18 protein-coding genes and 1 other annotated feature are annotated in these 21,768 nt (G+C 43.8%); of the genes, 13 read left to right on the top strand and 5 right to left on the bottom strand.

Annotated features, from left to right (window positions below):
• The first annotated feature begins 217 nt into the window (after positions 1 to 217).
• The 9 genes from hemA to ysxE all read left to right on the top strand — a co-directional run bounded on the left by hemA (position 218) and on the right by ysxE (position 9,331).
• Positions 218 to 1,561, top strand: a complete 1,344-nt coding sequence (gene hemA, locus ACY8D0_RS20895) for a glutamyl-tRNA reductase (protein ID WP_462412411.1) — start codon at positions 218 to 220, stop codon at positions 1,559 to 1,561.
• A gap of 12 nt (positions 1,562 to 1,573) precedes the next feature.
• Positions 1,574 to 2,407, top strand: coding sequence for a cytochrome c biogenesis protein CcsA (ccsA, locus tag ACY8D0_RS20890; protein WP_462412410.1), 834 nt, complete (start codon positions 1,574 to 1,576; stop codon positions 2,405 to 2,407).
• A gap of 14 nt (positions 2,408 to 2,421) precedes the next feature.
• Positions 2,422 to 3,360 carry a hydroxymethylbilane synthase gene (gene hemC / locus ACY8D0_RS20885; protein WP_462412409.1) on the top strand — a complete coding sequence of 313 codons (939 nt, stop codon included), beginning with the start codon at positions 2,422 to 2,424 and terminating at the stop codon, positions 3,358 to 3,360.
• Positions 3,353 to 4,138, top strand: coding sequence for a uroporphyrinogen-III synthase (locus ACY8D0_RS20880; RefSeq protein ID WP_462412408.1), 786 nt, complete (start codon positions 3,353 to 3,355; stop codon positions 4,136 to 4,138). The genes hemC and ACY8D0_RS20880 overlap by 8 nt, the downstream gene beginning before the upstream one ends.
• Positions 4,139 to 4,237: 99 nt before the next feature.
• Positions 4,238 to 4,387: a hypothetical protein gene (locus tag ACY8D0_RS20875; RefSeq protein WP_462412407.1), complete on the top strand. Its 150-nt coding sequence runs from the start codon at positions 4,238 to 4,240 to the stop codon at positions 4,385 to 4,387.
• A gap of 30 nt (positions 4,388 to 4,417) precedes the next feature.
• Entirely contained in the window at positions 4,418 to 5,398 is a 981-nt protein-coding gene (gene hemB / locus ACY8D0_RS20870; RefSeq protein ID WP_462412406.1) for a porphobilinogen synthase, read from the top strand.
• Positions 5,399 to 5,434: 36 nt separating this feature from the next.
• Positions 5,435 to 6,721 (top strand): glutamate-1-semialdehyde 2,1-aminomutase, encoded by a 1,287-nt coding sequence (gene hemL / locus ACY8D0_RS20865; protein ID WP_462412405.1) that lies wholly within the window; start codon positions 5,435 to 5,437, stop codon positions 6,719 to 6,721.
• A gap of 378 nt (positions 6,722 to 7,099) precedes the next feature.
• On the top strand, positions 7,100 to 8,191 hold the full coding sequence (spoVID, locus tag ACY8D0_RS20860; protein WP_462412404.1) for a stage VI sporulation protein D: 1,092 nt from the start codon (positions 7,100 to 7,102) through the stop codon (positions 8,189 to 8,191).
• A gap of 84 nt (positions 8,192 to 8,275) precedes the next feature.
• Positions 8,276 to 9,331 (top strand): spore coat protein YsxE, encoded by a 1,056-nt coding sequence (gene ysxE / locus ACY8D0_RS20855; RefSeq protein WP_462412403.1) that lies wholly within the window; start codon positions 8,276 to 8,278, stop codon positions 9,329 to 9,331.
• A gap of 17 nt (positions 9,332 to 9,348) precedes the next feature.
• Here the strand turns inward: ysxE and ACY8D0_RS20850 are convergent, their stop codons facing one another.
• On the bottom strand, positions 9,349 to 9,537 hold the full coding sequence (locus ACY8D0_RS20850; RefSeq protein ID WP_462412402.1) for a hypothetical protein: 189 nt from the start codon (positions 9,535 to 9,537) through the stop codon (positions 9,349 to 9,351).
• A gap of 173 nt (positions 9,538 to 9,710) precedes the next feature.
• Here ACY8D0_RS20850 and ACY8D0_RS20845 point away from each other — a divergent pair, with 173 nt between their 5' ends.
• Complete coding sequence (locus ACY8D0_RS20845) at positions 9,711 to 11,030, top strand: O-antigen ligase family protein (RefSeq protein ID WP_462412401.1); 1,320 nt, start codon at positions 9,711 to 9,713, stop codon at positions 11,028 to 11,030.
• Positions 11,031 to 11,140: 110 nt separating this feature from the next.
• Positions 11,141 to 11,365, top strand: a binding site (T-box leader).
• Between the two features lie 53 nt (positions 11,366 to 11,418).
• Positions 11,419 to 14,061 carry a valine--tRNA ligase gene (locus ACY8D0_RS20840; RefSeq protein WP_462412400.1) on the top strand — a complete coding sequence of 881 codons (2,643 nt, stop codon included), beginning with the start codon at positions 11,419 to 11,421 and terminating at the stop codon, positions 14,059 to 14,061.
• Between the two features lie 253 nt (positions 14,062 to 14,314).
• Here the strand turns inward: ACY8D0_RS20840 and ACY8D0_RS20835 are convergent, their stop codons facing one another.
• From ACY8D0_RS20835 to ACY8D0_RS20820, 4 genes are read right to left on the bottom strand one after another with little or no spacing between them, the layout of a single operon-like run.
• Positions 14,315 to 15,178, bottom strand: coding sequence for an ATP-grasp domain-containing protein (locus ACY8D0_RS20835; protein WP_462412399.1), 864 nt, complete (start codon positions 15,176 to 15,178; stop codon positions 14,315 to 14,317).
• Positions 15,175 to 16,089 (bottom strand): ATP-grasp domain-containing protein, encoded by a 915-nt coding sequence (locus ACY8D0_RS20830; protein WP_462412398.1) that lies wholly within the window; start codon positions 16,087 to 16,089, stop codon positions 15,175 to 15,177. The genes ACY8D0_RS20835 and ACY8D0_RS20830 overlap by 4 nt, the downstream gene beginning before the upstream one ends.
• Positions 16,086 to 16,736: an N-formylglutamate amidohydrolase gene (locus tag ACY8D0_RS20825; protein ID WP_462412397.1), complete on the bottom strand. Its 651-nt coding sequence runs from the start codon at positions 16,734 to 16,736 to the stop codon at positions 16,086 to 16,088. The genes ACY8D0_RS20830 and ACY8D0_RS20825 overlap by 4 nt, the downstream gene beginning before the upstream one ends.
• A 10-nt stretch (positions 16,737 to 16,746) precedes the next feature.
• Positions 16,747 to 18,537, bottom strand: a complete 1,791-nt coding sequence (locus ACY8D0_RS20820; protein ID WP_462412396.1) for a hypothetical protein — start codon at positions 18,535 to 18,537, stop codon at positions 16,747 to 16,749.
• Between the two features lie 85 nt (positions 18,538 to 18,622).
• On the opposite strand from ACY8D0_RS20820, the gene ACY8D0_RS20815 reads away from it, so the two are divergent.
• Both ACY8D0_RS20815 and ACY8D0_RS20810 read left to right on the top strand, forming a co-directional pair.
• Positions 18,623 to 19,906 carry a bifunctional folylpolyglutamate synthase/dihydrofolate synthase gene (locus ACY8D0_RS20815; RefSeq protein ID WP_462412395.1) on the top strand — a complete coding sequence of 428 codons (1,284 nt, stop codon included), beginning with the start codon at positions 18,623 to 18,625 and terminating at the stop codon, positions 19,904 to 19,906.
• Between the two features lie 79 nt (positions 19,907 to 19,985).
• Complete coding sequence (locus ACY8D0_RS20810) at positions 19,986 to 21,710, top strand: sensor domain-containing diguanylate cyclase (protein ID WP_462412394.1); 1,725 nt, start codon at positions 19,986 to 19,988, stop codon at positions 21,708 to 21,710.
• Positions 21,711 to 21,768: the final 58 nt, after the last annotated feature.

Here is a 21,768-nt window from a genome sequence, read left to right as displayed (position 1 = left end):
GTACATAAGGGAGTATAAAAGAAAACATAGACGTTTGGAACTGATTTTTAACAGCTAGGATGTGCAAAAAGTGATCCTGCGGCCAATTCAGTTTTTCCAGTCTATCTTACCATATAGTTTCGCTTTATGTTCACATTTTCCGGCTTTTCCTAAAAATGTGAGTGATATAATTATTTCTAGCTAATCATGCATTATTTAGTGGGGGTGTCTTTTTAATATGCATATTGTCACGATCGGTCTTAACTATAAAACTGCCCCTGTAGAAATTCGTGAGCAGTTGACATTTAATGAAGCGGATCTTGGAGAAGCGGTTAAACAGCTGAATGCCAAGAAAAGCGTTCTTGAAAATGTCATCCTGTCAACCTGTAATCGGACTGAGATATATGCGGTAGTCGACCAGCTTCATACCGGCCGCTACTACATAAAAGAGTTTCTATCGGAATGGTTTGGTATTGAGCAAAAGGAATTCTCGCCGTTCCTCTTCATCTATGAAGACGATGGTGCAGTAGAACATTTATTTTCTGTCGCCTGCGGATTGAATTCCATGGTGCTTGGGGAAACACAAATTTTGGGCCAAGTCCGTACCAGCTTTTTGCTTGCCCAAGAACAGGCAACTACCGGCACAGTATTTAATCATTTATTTAAACAAGCTATTACATTGGCAAAACGCGGCCACTCCGAAACGGAAATTGGGTCGAATGCCGTTTCCGTCAGCTACGCCGCTGTCGAACTAGCCAAAAAGATTTTCGGCTCGCTCGGCAATAAACATGTGGTGATTTTCGGCGCAGGAAAAATGGGCGAATTGGCGGTTCAAAACCTTCATGGTAATGGTGTCAAACAAGTAACCGTCATAAACCGTACCTATGATAAAGCCAAGGCTTTGGCCGACCGGTTTAATGGAGATGCCAAAACCATTTCTGACCTGCAAAACGCACTTGTGGATGCTGATATCTTAATCAGTTCAACCGGTGCGAAAAACTTTGTCATTACAAAGGAAATGATGACAAAGGTCGAGAAGCAACGAAAGGGCAAGCCATTATTTATGGTTGATATTGCGGTTCCCCGCGATCTAGACCCACGAATTGCCGAACTGGAAAACGTCTTTTTATATGATATCGACGATTTGGAAGGTATCGTGGAGGCCAACCTTCAGGAACGTAAAAAATCGGCTGAAAAAATCATGCTGATGATTGAAAAAGAAATTGTCGACTTTAATCAATGGCTAGGCATGCTCGGGGTAATCCCGGTTATCTCGGCCCTAAGGGAAAAAGCATTGGCTATCCAGGCCGAAACCATGACCAGTCTGGAAAGGAAACTTCCACACCTAAGTGAGCACGATATGAAGGTGTTAAATAAACATACAAAAAGTATCGTAAACCAAATGTTAAAGGATCCGATTTTACAAGCGAAAGAAATGGCTGCAAGACCTGATGCGGATCAGGCTTTGGAATTATTCATGCAAATCTTTAATATTGAAAAACTGGCGAAGGAACAGCAATTGAAAGCAGCCGAAACGAAATCAAGCCCGGTTCGTGAAGTGCAGGCTTCCTTTCAGTCATAAGGGGACGGTGCGATGTATACTGTCTTGATGACGAGGCTCCATGAATTGACCGTTGTTTTGTATGCCTTCAGTGTGCTGCTTTATTTTTTCGACTTTATCCATCATAACCGGAAGGCAAAACGGATTGCCTTCTGGTTACTTGCATTTGTATGGATTTTGCAAACTGTTTTTTTTATTCTTTATATCATAAAAACAGGAAGGTTCCCGGTACTGACGATTTTTGAGGGACTTTATTTTTATGCCTGGGTATTAGTAACATTGTCAATTTTGATAAATCATTTACTAAGGGTCGATTTTATCGTCTTTTTCACGAATATACTCGGGTTCACCGTCATGGCGATTCATACCTTTGCCCCGATGCAGGCGGATACCCATGTCATGGCCAAGCAGCTTGTTTCGGAATTGCTTTTGATTCATATCACAATGGCCATCCTGTCCTATGGGGCATTTTCCTTGTCCTTTGTTTTCTCTTTGTTATACCTGCTGCAATACGACTTGTTAAAACGAAAGAAATGGGGAACAAGGCTTATAAGGCTGGCTGATTTGGAAAAATTGGAGAGATTGTCTTACATATCCGCAGTCATTGGTGTTCCGCTTTTATTGTTGGCGTTGATTCTTGGGCTGCAATGGGCCTTCCTGAAACTTCCAGGAATGCCTTGGTATGATGTGAAAATCATCGGTTCGTTTATCTTACTTATTGCATACAGTATCTATTTATATCTGCGCACCGTGAGAAATTTATCAGGCAAAAAATTGGCGCTTTGGAATGCTGGGTCCTTTTTGATCGTATTAATTAACTTCTTTTTATTTGGGCAATTATCTTCCTTTCACATATGGTACTCGTAAAATAGGAGGCAATCATGAGAAAAATTATTGTAGGTTCCAGACGAAGCAAATTGGCGTTAACACAAACAAATTGGGTCATTGACCAGTTGAAAAAAATTGATCCTCGATTTGAATTTGAAGTCCAGGAGATTGTCACCAAGGGCGATAAAATCGTGGATGTGACCCTGTCAAAGGTCGGCGGAAAAGGGCTGTTTGTGAAAGAAATCGAGCAAGCGATGCTGGATAAAGAGATTGATATGGCCGTTCATAGCATGAAGGACATGCCGGCTGTACTGCCAGAAGGCCTGACGATTGGCTGCATTCCGTTCCGTGAGGACCACCGGGATGCTCTGATCTCCAAAGGACATGTTAAATTGATGGATTTAAAACCAGGTGCGATTGTTGGCACAAGCAGCCTGCGCCGCAGTGCCCAGCTGTTGGCCAAACGTCCTGACCTGGAGATTAAATGGATCCGCGGCAACGTCGACACCAGACTGGCCAAATTGGAGACAGACGAGTATGATGCGATTATTTTAGCGGCCGCCGGGCTGTCACGCCTTGGCTGGACAAAGGATGTCGTAACGGAATTTTTAGATGCAGATGTATGTATTCCTGCCGTCGGTCAAGGAGCTTTATCGATTGAATGCCGCAAGGATGACAAGGAACTGCTTGAACTGTTTGAAAAATTCACCTGCCAAAAAACTGAGAGAGCCGTACGGGCTGAGCGTGCGTTCCTTCAAAAGATGGAAGGCAGCTGCCAGGTGCCAATCGCTGGCTTTGCCCGCGTTGAAGACAATGATGAAGTGGTCTTAAATGTTTTGGTTGCTTCCCCGGAAGGTCAGGAGATTTTTAAAGAAGAGCTTAGAGGCCAGAATCCAGAAGAACTTGGTGTTCAAGCAGCTGACCTGCTCACGCAAAAGGGTGCCAAAGACTTGATTGATCGGGTTCTTCGGGAGCTCGAGGGCCGTGAGTAACCCATTACCTTTACAGGATAAAAGGGTTCTTGTCCCAAGGGGCAAAGGTCAAGCTCAATCCTTTTCTAAGCTTGTGAAGGAGTATGGCGGGATCCCGGTGGAAATTCCCCTAATTGCGTTTCGCCCCGTAGCGAAAGGTGCGCGCCTGCAAGAAGTCTTGCAGGCGCTAGGGACCTTTGACTGGCTGATTTTTACCAGCAAGGTCACGGTGGAGACGTTCTTTTCGTTTATCGACCCGGTTGACGTCCAGCTCCCTAAAATTGCAGCCATTGGAAAAAAGACGGCTGAGGAATTGAATGAGCGCGGAATTCAGTCCGAGTTTGTCCCGACTGCCTATGTAGCGGAAGCGTTCGTTGAGGAATTTCTCCCCCATGTCGGGAAAGGGGAACGCGTGTTAATCCCAAAAGGGAATCTCGCCCGTGAATATATTGCCGATTCCTTAACTGATGCGGGCGCCGAAGTAGAAGAAATGGTGATTTATGAAAACTTCATGCCGGTTGAGAGCCGCGACATGCTCGCTACGATGCTGAAGGAAAACCAGCTTGATATTTTGCTGTTTACCAGCCCGTCCACTGTGGATCACTTCATGGATGTGGTGAAGGAGAATCAACTTGAGAGCCGGCTTAGCGAATGTATCTTTGGCTGCATTGGCCCGGTAACGGAGAAACGGCTAAAAGAGTACCGGCTGCCGGTTCATGTGTCGCCGCAGGAATATACGGTACAAGCTATGGTAGAAGCGACCGTTGCTTGCTTGGAGAAAAAACAGGCAATTCGTTAATAATAAAAAGAGGTCTTCCGATGCGTTACGTATGGGAAGTGACAGTAGGGTGCGTCAATACGACAGTTGGCAAAGGTTATCCGACAGTAGGGGGCGTCTATGCGACAGTTGACGTGTTATCCGACAGTGGTGGTCGTCTATGCGACAGTTGGCGAAGGGTATACGACAGTAGCGCACGTCTATGCGACAGTTGGCAAAGGGTATCCGACAGTAAAGCAACCCTTCGCTCCCAGCAAATCTTTTTTATAAAATGAGAATACATATTTGGAGGTAAAAACCATGGATTTACAATTTAAACGTCATCGCCGCCTGCGGTCAAGTGCCAATATGCGGGCACTTGTAAGGGAAAATCATTTAAGCGCCGATGATTTCATTTATCCGTTGTTCATTTGCGAAGGAGAAAACATCCGCAAAGAAGTGTCTTCGATGCCAGGCGTATTCCAAGTCTCTCTTGATCATCTGCAAGCAGAAATGGAAGACATCGTCGCTCACGGCATCAAATCCGTATTATTATTTGGTATTCCTAAAACAAAAGATGAATGCGGCACAGGAGCCTTCCACGACCATGGAATCGTCCAAGAAGCCACCCGGTTTATTAAAGAGCGGTTCCCGGACATCCTGATTGTAGCCGATACCTGCCTGTGTGAATACACAAGCCACGGCCACTGTGGAATGGTTGAAGGGGACAAAATTCTTAACGACGAATCACTGGATTTACTTGTGCAAGCAGCAGTCAGCCAAGCCAAAGCAGGTGCCGATATCATCGCGCCATCCAATATGATGGATGGTTTTGTAGCCGCCATCCGTAAAGGATTGGACGAAGCCGGTTTCCAAGACACACCAATCATGTCTTATGCGGTTAAATATGCTTCCGCATTCTACGGACCATTCCGTGAAGCTGCAGAAGGCGCCCCTCAGTTTGGCGACCGGAAAAGTTATCAAATGGATCCTGCTAACCGCATTGAGGCCTTCAGAGAAGCCGAATCCGATGTGGAAGAAGGAGCAGACTTCTTAATCGTGAAGCCTGGCATGCCATACCTGGATATCGTTCGTGATGTCAAAAATACCTTTAACTTGCCAGTCGTCATTTATAACGTCAGCGGCGAGTATTCCATGATTAAAGCAGCAGCCCAAAACGGCTGGATTGACGAAAAAGCCACTGTTCTCGAAATGCTAGTTGGCATGAAGCGTGCAGGTGCCGATTTGATCATCACCTACCATGCAAAAGACGCGATTCGCTGGTTAAGAGAAAACCAATAACCCAGATATTGAATATAGGTGGAAAGAGGGAACAGGATGCGTTCGTATACCAAATCGATAGAAGCATTTAAGGAAGCGCAGAACTTAATGCCTGGCGGAGTGAACAGCCCAGTCCGCGCCTTTAAATCGGTCAATATGAATCCGATTTTTATGGAAAGGGGCAAAGGCTCCAAAATCTATGATATTGATGCTAATGAATACATTGACTATGTGCTGTCCTGGGGACCGTTAATACTGGGACATGCTAACGACCAAGTCGTCGAAGCGTTGAAAAAGACAGCCGAGCAAGGAACCAGTTTTGGTGCTCCGACTTTATTGGAAAATAAATTGGCCCAGCTAGTCCAAGAACGCGTGCCTTCGATTGAAATTATCCGGATGGTCAACTCCGGCACAGAAGCCACCATGAGTGCGCTCCGTCTTGCACGCGGTTATACTAGCCGCAACAAAATATTAAAATTCGAAGGCTCTTACCATGGACATGGCGATTCCTTGTTAATTAAAGCAGGTTCCGGTGTTGCCACCCTCGGGCTTCCCGATAGCCCTGGTGTTCCGGAGAGCATTGCGAAAAATACCATCACGGTAGCGTACAATGACATTGACGGTGTTAAACTTGCTTTTGAAAAATTTGGGGATGACATTGCCTGTATCATCGTTGAACCTGTTGCCGGCAACATGGGCCTCGTGCCTCCGCTTCCAGGTTTCTTGGAAGGGTTGCGTGAAATTACTACCCAATACGGAGCATTGCTGATTTTTGATGAAGTCATGACCGGCTTCCGTGTCGGCTACAACTGTGCCCAAGGTTATTTTAATATCACGCCTGACTTGACTTGCTTAGGAAAAGTTATTGGCGGGGGGCTGCCGGTAGGAGCTTATGGCGGTAAAGCTGAAATCATGGAAAAAATCGCGCCAAGCGGCCCGATTTACCAAGCAGGCACTTTGTCAGGAAACCCGTTAGCGATGACTGCCGGCTATGAGACATTAAGCCAGTTAACTCCTGAGCACTATCAGGAATTCATCCGTAAAGCGGACATGCTGGAAAAAGGCTTTACAGCAGCCGCTGAAAAGCATGGTGTTCCGATTACGTTTAACCGTGCCGGTTCGATGATTGGCTTTTTCTTCACCGGTATGGATGTCGTCAATTACGAGACAGCCAAAACCTCGAATCTTGATTATTTTGCTCAGTATTACGTCGAAATGGCCGACCAAGGAATCTTCTTGCCGCCATCCCAATTCGAGGGACTGTTCTTGTCCACCGAACATTCGGATGAGGATATTGCCAAAACGATACAAGCAGCAGAAGTTGCTTTTTCCAAGCTTAAATAACATGGAAGCACCCGCCAATCGACGGGTGTTTTTTTTTTGCTCTAGGAATCCAGTATTTAAAAATGCTCTCTTAAGGGGTTTCCAATAAGGCCTCTTGGCGACAAAACGGGCAGGAAAAGAGACGAAACTGTCGGCAATAAGGCTTCTTGGCGACAAAATGAACTGGAAAACAGACTAAATTGTCCTCAATAAACCTTGGTTACAAAAAGCACTGACAAACTCGAGGACCCCTTCTTTAAGAAAGATCCTGGGCTTCTTCTAAAAACTCCTGCAATTTTTCCAGACAATCGGGCTTTTTTATCATAAATAAAAATATTGGCTCATAGAGTGTAAGTGACATAGTGATTTTACGTGAAGGAAACGAAAGGAGGAGTCGCTTTGTCCCAGGAGAATCAATCGTACCTTAGATTTTCTGTGGAGGAATCGTTGTGGTTTAGAAAAGGACAGGAAGTCGAGGAACTCATTTCCATATCCCTAGACCCGGACATAACCATCCAGGAAAACGATCAGTACGTAACTATACGGGGGTCGCTGGAACTCTCCGGCGAATATAAAAACGTACAGGATAGTAATGCTGTTGAGGCCCAGGCGGTGCCTTCACAAAAATTTGTGGAGCGGGTCGCGGAACAAGAAGAGGGAGTCTGTGAATTTTCACACCGGTTCCCAGTTGACATTACCATTCCGAATAACCGCATTCAAAGTGTTTACGATATCGATGTGCTGGTGGAATCGTTTGATTATTCTTTGCCTGAGCGCAGTTGCTTGAAGCTTTCTGCCGAACTGACGATCAGTGGGCTCTATGAATCCGAACCCCAGCAGGAAGAAGAGCAGGAATATGAGGTCGTTCATCGCGCCGAAGCCGAATTTGAGGAAGAAATAGAAGAGCATGCTGCCCATAGCCCATATGAGAACAATGTGTTATTTGAAATTGAGGCAAGGAAGCAGCAGGATGAACAGCCGAAAGTTGAGGCATTCCCTAAGTTCCCGACGTTTAACTATCAGCCGGAGGAAGCCGAGGAAAGCGCAGACCACGAGGAAGCATGGCAATTCCAAGAATACCACCCGGAGCCTGTTGAGCCAGCCTTACATTTTCATGAAGCCAGAAGCGAGCAGCATCCAGTGGAAGTGGAGGTAGTGGCAGAAAAGACGAAGGTGGTGCCGGAAGTATTAGAGGAAGTGGACGAAGTTTTAGAAAGTTCATCTTCTTCCGAAGAAGCCCCTAAGAAGAAAAAGAAAACCGTAAAAAAGAAAACCATGACCCTGACCGATTTCCTTGCCCGCAAGGATGAAGGACCGCAGCAGGCAAGACTGCGTATGTGCATTGTCCAAAAGGGCGACACAATTGACTCCCTCTCGGAGCGGTATTCAGTGCCCGTGCATAATTTGTTGCGCATGAACCAGCTTGAAATCAGCGAGGATGTCCATGAAGGCCAAGTATTGTATATTCCGGCCGCTTTGGCAAAAAAGTAAACTTTTGAAGGAATTGAGCGGGTCGTTCGGCCTGCTCAGATTCTTTTTTTCAGACTTTTTGTAAAGGGAAGAGAGTTGAATTTTATGAGTGACCCCAACCGATTGGAGAGGCTCACTCCAATCCTGCAGCAATACCAAGTGGAACCGTATTTTATCGAGGATTTCGGAAGTGTCCAGAAGGTGTATTCCAATAAAGGCACCTTTGCCTTGAAAAAAATTCCTCCTTCGATCGGGACCGATTTTATCCGCCATGTCCATTATCTTTACCAAAAAGGCTATAACCGAATTGTCCCAATATATCCGGCCATGGATGGCAGGTACGCAATCTTGCATGATAACGAGCTTTATTACCTGATGCCATGGATGTCGAATGATTATTCGGAAAACCGCCAGTTTAAAAATAACCAGCTGTTCCGCGAGCTGGCTAGGTTGCATACCTTGTCAGCCAAAGAAGTCAAGGTTAGCCAGGAAGAACGGACCGAACATTACGAAAAAACCATCGAGCAGTTGGATAAACATCAGGAATTCCTCGACGGCTTTATTGATGTTTGTGAAAAAAAGGCGTACATGTCGCCGTTTGAATTGCTCTATTGCTTGTACTATAACGAAATCAGCCAGGCGTTACGGTTTTCCAAATCAAAGTTCGAAGAATGGTATGAGCAAACGAAGGAGAAAGAGAAGGCCCGGATGGTGGTCGTCCACGGGAAACTGTCCCATGAGCATTTTCTTTATGATGACCGCGGCTACGGTTTTTTCATCAATTTTGAAAATGCCCAGTATGGTTCACCGATTCACGATTTGCTGCCGTACCTGTCGCGGGCGCTCAACACCAGCCCGAAGCGCAACGATGAGGTGATTGACTGGGTATATCATTATTATAAATATTTTCCCTTCAAATCCGATGAAAAACTATTATTCTACAGTTATCTGTCCTATCCCATCCCAATCATTCAAGCGGCAGAGAAGTTTTACCGCAAGCAACGGCCCAAAAATGAGTTGAAATTCGTTCGGCAGCTGCAGCATCGCTATTGGCAATTGAAAAATACCGAGTATGTAGTGATGCGGATGAGCGAGATTGATGCCCAGCAACAGGCAGCGGCCCAGGCGGCAAAAGAAGGAGCCCAACAGCAGCAAAGTTAGTTTGCGCCGATGGGCTCTTATATCACGTCAAAATAGATGGAAATGGCAATCCCGACAAAGACCGATAATAAAATGACATCAAAAACAGTCGGCAGAAAAATCGTCCTCAAAAACTGAAAAATTATAAACGGTACAATTAACTGTCCGCTCACCTTGCGAAACGTTTTAAACCAGGGACGGTATTTGTATTTTTGAAAATTCCTCACCGGTAAACCTCCCCCACGCCCATTTACCATATGTATATTCAGACAATCGTGTGAATTCTCCAATATTTGTTTAAAATATTTCCTTTACAAAAAATCAAATGCATGGTTTGATAAAAATGAAATCATTTACAAGTGCCTATTTTACTAAATGAACAATCTAAAGGAGTACATACATGTATTGGTTTATTCTACTATTTCCGCTGCTCATCTATCCATGGGGATTTGATCCGTACTACACAGACCCCAAAACAAATTATTTGTACCTATTTGTTATCGGCACTTGGTTGTATGTCCTATTCAAACGCAAGTTCCGCTCCCTGTTTCCTTCCCAAGAACACAACATGGCAGTTTACACCTTATTTGTGTTTATATGTCTGGTAGAAATCTCAACTGCGTTTTCCGATTACCGGTATACGTCTGTTTATGGCCTTATCGATCGCAAGGAAGGCCTGATTTCGTTTTTCTCCTACTGCAGTGTATTTTTATTTTCGTTCAGGTTTTTGGGGGAGAAAAAATGGGATAAAGCCATTTCGGGAATCGCGATTGTGTCGATAATCGTCTCGATCTATGGAATCCTGCAGCATTTCCAACTGGACTTTTTGCCTCGGAATAGCGCCATGCGTCATTATCCTGGAACTTACACGTTTTTTGATAATCCTAACTTTTTCGGTTCCTATTTGGTATTGGCATTCTTGTCAGCCGTGACCTGTTTCATTATATCAAAGAGCAAAAAAACTACTATGCTGTATTACATCACAGTTTGTTTTGCATTTGTTGCATTAATATTTTCTAATACCAGAAGCGCTTATGTTGGTGTATTTTGCGCTCTGGTGTTTCTGAAGGTTTTTGTTATTTTTAAGAGAAAATTCCTATGGAAAAAATGGGGATCCCTAATGGTTTCCTTGATGCTATTATTGCTTATTATTAATTGGACTGAAAACGGGAGGTATAATGATCGGATTGGGTCTGTTTTATCGGATTCATATAAGATAGCTTCCCATCATAGCACCGGTCATGAAGGTTCTTCAAGGTTTTTTATATGGAAGAAATCACTGCCATTAATCCCGGAATATTTTTGGATCGGTTCTGGTCCGGATACCTTTGAGTTTATTTTTCCAGCAACAGATAAGGAATTACTAACCTACTTGGGTGGACAGAGAGTGGACAAAGCCCATAATGAGTACTTGCAGATGGCGATTACCTTAGGGGTTCCGGCACTATTAACCTATTTGCTGTTTATATTTTTGATTTTGCGAAAGGCGTTCCTTGCGGTTCGAATGGCGAGCGGCAAGGAGAGACTGATGATGTACGGGCTCATTTCCATCGTCATCGGCTATTTGATTCAGGCATTCTTTAATATCAGCACGGTTCCAGTTGCTCCGCTATATTGGGCTATTCTAGGGATTACCCTTGCCAAATCCGAGTGGTTAATGAAGAGTGCAGCATCGGAACAATTGAACTTACCAGACCACGGAAAGAACCAAATTGCTTAAAAGTGGTAGCATTTTTCATAGGTGCTTCATAGTATATAAATTAAAAAAATTGTCCATCATGATTGACGAAGGGACCCTTTTTTGGGTAGTATAACAATATAATTTAAAAACCAAAAGCAAAGACAGGGAAGAGTACGATACCATCCGGCTTTAAGAGAGGGAAATTATTAGCTGAAAGATTTCCTAAGCGGAACATCGGAAGGTCACCCAATAGCTTCTTCTGTGAACAATCAGTAGCAGAAGACGGAGGAAATCCGTTATTCGATGAAGCGCCAATCAATAATGGTTGATTGGAAAAAAGGTGGTACCGCGAAGCAACTCCATTCGTCCTTTTACGACGAATGGGGTTTTTTGTTGTTTGCAGGTAGTTTAGAAGGAGGCAATATACATGGAAACAAAGGAAATTTCAATGCCTACCAAATATGACCCCCAATCTATTGAAAAAGGGCGTTATAAATGGTGGGTAGAAGGCAAATTTTTTGAAGCGAAAGATGACGAGGGAAAACAGCCATATACGATCGTGATTCCGCCGCCAAACGTTACAGGTAAACTGCACTTAGGCCATGCGTGGGATACAACGCTACAAGATATTATTACGCGTATGAAGCGGATGCAGGGTTATGATGTTTTATGGCTGCCTGGCATGGACCATGCCGGAATCGCCACCCAGGCAAAAGTCGAGCAAAAGCTACGCAGTGAAGGCAAAAGCCGTTATGACTTAGGCCGTGAAAAATTTGTCGAGGAAACATGGAAGTGGAAGGAAGAGTATGCCTCCCATATCCGCCAGCAATGGGCCAAATTAGGCCTGGGCCTTGATTATTCACGTGAGCGTTTTACCCTGGACGAAGGCTTGTCTAAAGCGGTACGTGAAGTATTTGTTAAGCTATATAATAAAGGGCTTATTTATCGCGGTGAATACATCATCAACTGGGACCCGTCGACCAAGACAGCTCTATCCGATATTGAGGTTATCTATAAGGATGTTCAGGGTGCTTTCTATCATATGAATTATCCACTTGCCGATGGCTCTGGTTCGATTGAAGTGGCAACGACCCGTCCGGAAACAATGCTGGGCGATACCGCAGTAGCAGTCCATCCGGAAGATGAGCGCTACCAGCATCTAATCGGCAAAACTGTCATCCTGCCAATTGTCGGCCGGGAAATCCCGATTGTCGCGGATGACTATGTTGATAAAGAGTTTGGTTCTGGGGCAGTAAAAATCACGCCTGCCCATGATCCTAATGACTTTGAAGTCGGTAACCGCCATAACCTGGAGCGGATTCTCGTCATGAACGAGGACGGCACGATGAATGAAAAAGCCGGCAAGTACCAAGGTTTGGACCGGTTCGAATGCCGTAAGCAAATCGTTAAGGACCTTCAGGAACAAGGCGTTCTGTTCAAAATTGAAGACCACTTGCATTCCGTCGGACACTCCGAGCGCAGCGGTGCCGTAGTAGAGCCATATCTGTCCACCCAATGGTTTGTAAAAATGCAGCCGCTAGCCGATGCAGCCGTTGAATTGCAAAAGAAGGAGAACAAGGTTAACTTCGTTCCGGACCGGTTTGAAAAAACTTACTTGCACTGGATGGAAAATATCCGTGACTGGTGTATTTCAAGACAATTGTGGTGGGGACACCGGATTCCAGCTTGGTATCACAAGGAAACTGGTGAAGTCTATGTCGGCCATGAAGCACCGGCTGACGCGGAAAGTTGGGAACAGGATAAAGATGTATTGGATACATGGTTCAGTTCCGCCCTATGGCCATTCTCGACTCTGGGCTGGCCGGATAAGGATGCAGCGGACTTCAAACGGTTTTTCCCAACCGATGCGCTGGTAACCGGTTATGATATCATCTTCTTCTGGGTATCTCGGATGATTTTCCAAAGTGTCGAATTCACCGGTGACCGTCCATTTAAGGATGTTCTCATCCATGGTCTCGTACGCGATGAGCAAGGCCGGAAAATGAGTAAATCATTAGGTAACGGTGTTGATCCAATGGACGTCATAGATCAATACGGTGCCGATGCACTAAGATATTTCTTATCCACTGGTTCTTCACCAGGTCAGGATTTGCGTTATAGCACGGAAAAAGTAGAAGCAACTTGGAATTTTGCCAATAAAATTTGGAACGCTTCCCGGTTTGCTTTAATGAATATGAATGGTTTAACCTATGAGGAAATTGATTTCAGCGGTGAAAAATCAGTTGCCGATAAATGGATTTTAACCCGTTTGAATGAAACGATTGATCATGTCACGAAGCTTTCCGAGCGCTACGAGTTCGGTGAAGTCGGTAGGGCATTATATAATTTTATCTGGGATGACTTCTGTGACTGGTACATCGAAATGTCCAAGCTGCCATTGTACGGGGAAGACGAGGCGGCCAAGAAAACGACCCGTTCCATTTTGGCTTATGTCCTAGACAACACCATGCGCCTGCTGCATCCGTTTATGCCATTTATTACAGAGGAAATCTGGCAAAACCTGCCGCATCAAGGAGAATCGATCACTATCGCTGACTGGCCGCAGGTTAAGCCTGAACTGAGCGATGATCAAGCAGCCCAAGAGATGAAACTGCTGGTAGAAATGATCCGTTCAGTACGGAACATCCGTGCCGAGGTGAATACCCCATTAAGCAAGAAAATTAAGATGCTGGTGAAAGCGAAGGATGAAGCCATCCAGAAAGCTCTGGAGGAAAACCGCGGCTATATTGAGCGTTTCTGTAATCCGGAAGAGCTGGTGATCGGAACGGATATCGAAGTACCGGATAAAGCCATGACAGCCGTCATCACCGGGGTAGAAATCATCCTGCCGCTTGAGGGCTTGATTAACATTGATGAGGAAATTGCCCGTCTGGAAAAAGAACACGACAAATTAAACAAAGAAGTCGAAAGGGTTCAAAAGAAACTAAGCAACGAAGGCTTTATGAAAAAAGCTCCCGAAGCTGTAGTGGCCGAGGAGCGCGCTAAAGAGCAAGATTATCTTGAAAAACGCGGCATCGTGGAAGCAAGAATCAAAGAACTGCGAGGCTAATTTTATTAGGAATCGAGCGAATCAATAGGGCTCTATGAGAAAATTTGCTTCACAAATCCAGTCAAATTGTCTTATAACTCGGCTCTATGAGATAATTTGCTTCAAGAATCCAGTCGAATTGTCCCATAAAGGGGCTCTATGAGACAATATGCTTCAAGAATTCAGCCAATATGTCCAATAGGGTTCTAGCTTCAAGAATCGTCCCCGGAGTGATTCGGGCATAAACAAGAAGGGCAGCGAATCCGCTGCCCTTTTAAAATTGGTCTTTAATATATTCCATATACAATGCTGCCGCATTCACGTCAGTGGTCGCATAAAGCGAGCGGCATCCGACAACATCTTCAATTTCATTAAATAAAAGTTCATTGTTTTGGTTTAACAAAAAATCAATTCCGAAAAAATCGCCCTTTAGTTCGGAAGCAATTCTTTGGACAAGCTCCATTTCCGAATCTGACAACTGATAAGGGCTGACCATGCCGCCCAATGTATAATTCGCCTTGAACGAGGTATGGGACTCCCTTAAAACGGCTCCAATCACATTCGTGCCGATGACAAACACCCGAAGGTCTTTGCCAGGGTTATCGCTTAATTCCTGGAGGACAAATTGTTTATTGGGTGATTCCGTTAATAATTCGGTTATTTCCTCCGTGCTGGAAACAAGAAATACTTCCTTACCACCCCGGCCGCCCGCTTGTTTTAACACCATTGGAAACTGAAATGGTATGTGATCTACCGGGAAAGAGTTGTAAGAAATAAAATACGTAGTTAATAAGGGTATTCCTAACTTTGCAACAAACTGATAGGTTAATGCTTTATTATTGCAAATCTCTGAAACGGCAGAAGGGTTGTAACATGGGAGGCCCATTCCTTCAAATTGTTTTGACAACAAAGGATTGATTGCTCTCATTACCACAAAGCTGATTTTCTCCACCGAAAGGTAAGGATGTCGAATGGACAGCCTGGTATCGACGATCCCATATGTGAGGTCCTCTTCAAACACCAGTTCTAAAGATATATTTAAAATTTCTGCTTCTTTCATCAGCATGGTAATGAAGCCGTGATTTCTAGCTGCGTCCTGCTTCTTATAGACGAGCCAGCCTGTCAGGTCAGTTCTCATTGTTTATTCTCCTGTAAATGATCGATGATGAAATCCAACATATAATCAGCGACCCAAATTCCGGTACAGTCGTAGATATTCCGCAGATGGGCATTGGAATTCACTTCACAAATGATAGGTTCATCATTTTCCCCAAACAAAATATCAATCCCCGAAAAGTAAGTCCCCATGATTTTGTTGCACTGTACGGCAAGCTGGATCTGCGCTTCAGTTGGCTGATACGGCTGCATTTTGCCGCCATTGGAAACATTGGCGCGAAAGTCCGTTTCAGAATGCCGGTACATGCTCGCCACAGCCTGATCACCTACGACATTAATCCGTATATCGCGGCCGCGGCTGGTAGAGATAAATCTTTGAAACAAATAAGAAATCCCGGCCAGTTCATTTACTTTTTCATAAAATTCTTCCCGGTTATTAATTAAGTAAACTTTCAACCCAAACGAACCGTGGACCTCTTTTATTATTAATGGGAAGCCGAGTCGCTGGATCACATACTCGTAATATTCTTTGTTACGAAATTCAAAGCCTTTGTACACTTTCGGGGCGATGATGGTTTCCGGAATCGGCAGGCCATGATTGGCTAGTGTTTGATACATAACCGCTTTATTGTCACAGCTTTCAATTGCTGAAACAGGATTGTAGACAGGGATGCCGAGAAGTTCTAAATGACGTGCGAGTAGTAAATCCTTGTCTAAAAACACGACAAAGTCCGGTTTTGGTCTGTCTGACTCACCACCGAGGACAGCTTGTCCTTTCACAATTTCCATCGTCAGTTCATCATTCTTTAAAATTGTGCAGCTGATATTTTTCTTTTCGGCACTGATTTTAATCATTTCGGCTTGGTCAAGAAATTTTGCCGCGGTCAGACTGCCGTTGTAAATGACCCAGCAGGAAAGTCGGTTCTTATTCATGGTGTACTCCTTACTTGTTTAATGCTCGTTGCCATTGATTCAAGCAACGTAAAAAATTGATGCTTGCCAGACGTTAAATCGAGCAGCCTCCAGTTTATTTCTATTTGGACGCAAGGGATGTTTGTGTGACTAGAAACATTGGATGATACCGTGTAGGGAAATCCTCCGGTAAACCGTTCATCGACGATAACGGGGCTAATTCCAGATGTTTCAAAATGATGTTTTAAAACTTGAGCATAGAGCCCGTCGTGAAAAACATTTTTCCCTTTGCCCGTGCCTATCTCAATTGCGGCAGGGCGTTTAGGGGCCATAATATGCAGGTCAATTAACAAAGAAATCTCATTATCGTTAACCAAGTCACAAATCGCTTGTTTATAAGGATGAACGGGGTCAAAGTTAGGGTCTGTTCGGTCATTCCTGGTTTTCGTAATGCACCAGCAGTCCAACCGCTTCTGTAAATATTTGGCCAGCACCCCTGTCATGAACTCTCCTTGCTTTGGTTTGCCATCGCGGAAATGAGTCACGCTGTGGGGAGCAGAAATGATAACCGGCAAGCTGCCAGAAATGATGTCATAGGCCTGCTCTTGTTGGAAATTCTCCTGTTTGTAGTCTAATTCCATTCTGATGATTTTTTCAATAGGTTCCATAGTTGTACTCCTATAGTTTCGGTATTTTTTCCCGGACTGATGAGAGTGTGATATAACTGGAAAATGGAACAATGATAATGCTTAAGATTAATTTTAGCCAGCCCCCAAGCGGATCCAGAGTTAGGATGGCGATAATGGTGGCCAGTATCGGCAGGAACTGTAAATTCCAGTTTTTCTTAAATAGGAAATACATGTCCCTTTCCACATCACAGGTCTTGCCGATTTGCTTGATTCCCAGTTTATATCTCAAATGTGCCGGTATGCCAATCGATAGGTTCATGGAACTCTCGTTGGTGACAATATTGGTTTCTTTTATCAATTCCGGTGAATCCAGTTCAAGAACCGGAACCTCAATCGATTTTCCGCGGTAAAGGATCCTAATCCGGTCATTTTCCTCGATTCCCAAGAGGCTCATCACACTCTTTGATATTCTCACGATGTTACTGGATTCGTCCGTACTGTAGGGACGGATCACTTTCAGCTTAAGGGAAGAAGGACGAATCAGCCAATTTAATAAGGATACAAAGACTTTCTTCAGGAAAAAAAGCCTGGACTTCTTGTGTTTTTGATAAATTGGATAAATTGCCGGCTGGTAATATCCGGCTGCTGTGAAAATTTTCTTGGCTTTCGTTTTTCCTTCATAGGTTTTTATTTCATGAACCTTTTTATTTGCGTAATGGCTGTTGATAAATTGCCGCTGTTCATCGTTTAGCGCCAATTCGTCATGGTACCTATTAAAATAGAATGGAGATAGGGTATCCGGCGGGTTCTCAAACCCCAATAATTCGCGCTGCAGGTAACTCAGTTTCACTGTCCCGTCTCCCAACGAAGCATCAGACTGGATGAAACAGGCCTCAATATCGAATGAAGCCGAGGTGGTCCGGTTCACCACTTCAAAATAATCCGCCCCATACTGTGTGATCATTTGAAACAGGTCGTCGGCAACGGTTATGTGACCATCCGCGAGCTTGTTGACATTTTGAATCGTCACTTTTTGGCTGACGATTTTCTTTAGCGGATGAAGGACAATCTCGATATTGGTCCATAACTCCAATTTATTCTGGATGGACAAACTGGTGATGATTTCATCCAAAGCCATATTGGCTGTACTTTTGACACAGGCAACAGTGTACTTGAAGTTTAACGGATTATAGATGACGACATAATCATTTTCTTGCAAGTGATATTGCTGTAAAAAGGTCGGATGCAGCTCTACCCGGTTATAAGGGATATTTTCTTTCACCTTTGCCTCGCTTTTTTTGAGAATATGACTCTCGTTATCTTCCAAAGATAATTTGGGAAGCAAGTCCACGTAAGAACAAACAAACCCCATCAATTTCTCAAGGTCCGCATCCGGTCCCATTGTAATATGGGTGGTCAGGGCCTTTGGATAGGGTTCAAAACCAGCTGGTTCGAACACAAATGGATAGCCCACGGTAAACGATTGGGTCAAAAACGATTGGACCGTCTCATTTTGGGCAGAGATGATAATTCCATTAGCAGCCGGGCTGAATTCCAAGAGAAAGAGATAGGGAATTTTATTTTCTTCCATGTATGCTTCCATCTCAAACGAAGAGACAGGCGAATCCACTGCTTTCACATGGGCCTTGGTTAGCTTGGCCAAGGTTCTGCACCAAGTCTTGGCCTTGGTTTTGTTATCAGCCAACACAAGAATTAAGGCGGGTTTTTCTCCCTTATAGGAATCCCGTTTGAAAATAGGGAACTTTCCGGCTGTTCCCGGGTTATGTTCCAATTGAACAAGACCGTTTATCAGACTTTCTCTCGTGGAACTGTTGTACATTATTTCACCTGCTGCTATGTATTGATTTATAATTATAATCTAACTATATCACAATAGAGTGAGAATAAAAGAAGGGAAATCCATCATGATCAAGGGATTCAATTCATATAAAAATAAGTTCGGTATCCATACAAGTGAGGAAATACATTTAGGCCTTGAAAGGATCAAGGAGTTTTTACATGCTATCGGTGACCCGCAAAATGACCTGAAATCCATCCATATTGCCGGGACCAACGGGAAAGGGTCTACCGTTCAATTCATGCGGCAAATCTTAATGGAGGCTGGTTATAAGGTTGGGACGTTTACCTCACCGGCGATTCTTCAGGTGAATGATCAAATCTGCACCAATGAAGGTCCGATATCTGTAGAAAGATTTGACGAGACGCTGCAATATATTATTTCTCATATCCAGGGTCCATCAAAGTTAGAAACCTTAACGGATTTCGAATTATTAACGGTGGTGGCCCTTGTTTATTTCTCCCGTATCGAGCCGCAGGATGCGGTCGTTTTCGAAACCGGCATGGGCGGATTGACGGATTCCACCAATGTGCTGTGTCCGCTGGTCTCCATCATTACAAACATTAGCTTGGAGCATACCGCTTTTTTGGGAAACACATTAGGAGAAATTGCCTATCAAAAAGCGGGGATTATTAAACCGAATACCCCGAGTATTACTGGGGTGCAAAACCAGGAAGCCTTATCGGTCATTAAGAATTACGCTAAAAAACTGCAATCAGATTTATACGTATTGAATGAGGACTTTTCCCTAGTTGAGAACGGCCACCATTTTGATATTGTTACGAATAGGAGCTCCTATAAACACCTGCGGCTGAAGATGAAAGGCCGTCATCAGCAGGAGAACAGTTCACTTGCTGTTAAGGCGGCTGAAATATTAAATTCCCGTGGCCATTTTAAATTAGAAGTCGACCAAATAATCAAAGGTCTGCAAAAGGCAAGTATGCCGGGCAGATTTGAAATGATATCCGAAAACCCCACAATTATTTTAGATGGGGCCCATAATCCGGATGCGGTCAAACGATTGGTAGAGACGTTAAAAGAGGAATACCCGAATCGAAAAGTGTCGTTTTTATTCGGGGCTTTAAAGGATAAAAACACTAGATCAATGCTTTCGATGCTGGAGCCCATTGCCAGTGATTTCATCTTTGTTGACTTTCCCAATCCGAGGGCGGCTTCAGCACAGGATTTGGCGGAAATCTGTACACTTTCTAATAAGAAAGTTATAAGTAATCTACAGGAAGCTCTAATAGAAGCAAACAACAGAACTAAAATAGAAGGGATACTAGTTATTACCGGTTCCTTATACCTTTTGTCAGAAGTGAAAGAAAATTTGAAAAATATAACAAATTAGTTATGACAAGCATTTCACAATTTGATAAAATAAATTTATCTTGAATTAATACTTTTTTGGCGGAAGGAGGGGGATTGTGATGAATGATGTTAACCCGAAAACAAAGCGGGGCATTTTTATGGTGTGGCTCTTGCTGGTTCCAGCGGGAATATACTATACGTATCAGTCCTATCCTCCTCCAGCGGCGGCCCAATGGATGGATATTTTGGCATTTTTGCTGCTAACTTCGGTTGTCGCCTCTATGCCAATTGTTGTGAATGAGATGTTCATTTTCTTGATTCAGTGGGTCACCTTGGTTGTCTTCTTAAAATTCGGCTTATTTGTCGAAATGATGTTTGCTCAGTTTTCTGTTGTCGTTTTACTGGTCCGGTTAAAAGTGCTGCGCAGGGGTGAATGGTTCCGTCTGCCACTGAATTTAATCATGTTCTTTCTCGTTTCTTTTATCAGCGGGACGTTTTATTACTTCATCGGAGGACGTTTAGAACCATCATTATCAACAGAACCTAAAACTTTATGGTTTGCGGCTTTTTATGCTGTACTGAACTATTTGCTGAATCAAATTATCGTTTCATTTAATCTTTACTATATTTATAAAAGCAGAGAACCTTTCCTAAGCAAGGATTTGTTTGTTGAAACCGTCACCACAGTCGTTACTTTTCCCGTTGGTTTTGTTTTGTATATACTCTATCACCAGGTAGGCTTATTGGCGATATTTTTTGTCGGGATTCCCTTTGTCAGCTTATCGATGATCTTTAACCTCTATTATTCCAGCCAAAAAATGAATGAATATTTGCAAATGGCAGCAGAAATTGGCCATCAAATGGCGGAACGGCTAAACATGGATGATGTCGTCAATTTATTTATCCAGAAGCTGAGTGAAATGCTTCCAGTTGATTATGCTTATATCCTTGATGTTCAGGGAGATGAATTAATAGTAGATAGAATGATTGACCATGGAAAAGTAGTTTCCAGCAATCTTCCTACCCTAAAGAAAAATGAAGGTATTAGCGGCATGGTTTGGGCGAAACAAAAGCCTTATCTTTTCGGCTCCCGGAAAGAATGGCGGAAATATACAAACAGCTATGTTCCCGAAAATGCCGAAAGCATTTTAAGTGTTCCGATTGTCAGAAGCAAAAAGATCATTGGGGTCTTAGTACTCGCTTCAAAACAAAAAAGGGCCTATGAAAAATTCCAGCTTAATATTGTCGACATTCTTTGTTCCTACTTTGCCGTGGCTATTGAAAATGCCAGGCACTATGAAAGAACCAAGAACCAAAGCGAGCGGTGTCCGCTTACCAAATTATATAATTTTCGTTACTTTGAAAGCGTGCTGACAAGAGAGTTTGAAAAATTAACGCGCTTTGAACGGAAGGATCTTTCGTTAATCATTCTTGATATAGATCATTTTAAAAACATTAATGATACGTACGGTCATCAAAGTGGCAATGAGATTTTAGTAGATATTTCCGCAAGAATCAGTAAGCTGGTGGCAAGTCGGGGAACGGTAGCCCGTTATGGCGGAGAAGAATTCGTCGTGCTGTTGCCCGACGTTGAAAAACGCGAGGCATACCAAGTAGCCGAGCACATCAGGGAGTCCATCGCCAACTGGCCATTTACCCTATACCAGGCTTTGGATTATGACAAAAAGAAGCTGCAGGTTAAAATTACGGTTTCGATTGGAGTGGCAACTGCACCAGAGGATGCTGAAGATGCATTGGCATTGGTGAGACATGCGGACCGGGCGCTATATGTAGGTGCGAAAAGGGCTGGGAGAAATCGAGTGGCAGAGTATTCTTCTAACTAATAAAAAGATGTCAAGATTTCCCTTTGAATACAAAAAAGCTGTCCATTCAAAGATGGAC

This window comes from Neobacillus camarae, assembly GCF_054950115.1.
This window is presented reverse-complemented; position numbering and strand designations above follow the sequence as displayed.